The 813-nt window shown below is 46.9% G+C and carries 1 protein-coding gene; it reads left to right on the top strand.

The features are described from left to right. A partial coding sequence (locus F1E73_RS17720; RefSeq protein ID WP_191089068.1) for a hypothetical protein occupies window positions 1-813 on the top strand: 813 nt, incomplete at both ends.

The raw sequence follows: 813 nt of genomic DNA, 5'->3' as shown, positions 1-813 counted from the left end.
GACAGCAGGCAATTGGAATTGGAGTTCCAACGTTGCTTAAGGGAAGTCTACCAGAAGACCTATAGGGATCTAAGGTACAAGCCCCTGTTCTCCGAGCATATCCTGAAAACTCCTATAGATGTTTTGGTTAGGGAAATGATGAAATCGGAGCGTTTTCTCTTCCTTAAAAAATACTTGCATACCGATGATCAGACCCTGTGGAAGGTAATCGCCTCCCACTTCTATCCTTTTGGTGAGAAGTTTTATATTTCCGCCATTAATAAGGAAAAGCAGGAATTGCAAAAGAAGGCCGAGCTTATTCAACGGGCCAGGGACCAGCTGTTCCAACGTACCCTGGACCAAAGGGAGGTCCTCGGTGCGCTTATTCAAAGTCTAGGCGTACGATATAATGAGGGAATACTGACCTATACGAATTCCAAGTTCCACCAAGTGCCATTGGATCTAGGCAGTACCCTACTGCAGACGAGTGCAAACCCCTATTCCCCTCCTGGTTTTGCACGTGAAAACGAAAAACTGTTGGAAGGGCTTTTAAATGACAAATCCGCCAAAGAGATTAGACCAGGTCCCACCGCCCTATTTCTACCTATGGTATTTCCGAAGCTCTATCACGCTATGGCCCCAACCTTTAGGGAGCGTTTCGATACCTTGGCCCTACAGGCCTACCATGGTTACGCCGAACGGATGCAGGCGCCTTTTGAGAAATCGCCCAGGGACTATATCGCCTTTTTCAATGCCAGGGGCTTTTATTTTGAAGAGCAGGAAGGAAAGCTAAGGGTGGGCTCGCTTTATTCTAAATATAAAGTGATGGTCGCT

Source organism: Arenibacter lacus (genome assembly GCF_008711145.1).
GTDB classification, from domain to species: Bacteria; Bacteroidota; Bacteroidia; order Flavobacteriales; family Flavobacteriaceae; genus Arenibacter; species Arenibacter amylolyticus.
Note: the sequence above shows the minus strand (reverse complement) of the source record. Positions and strands in the feature narration are given on the sequence as shown.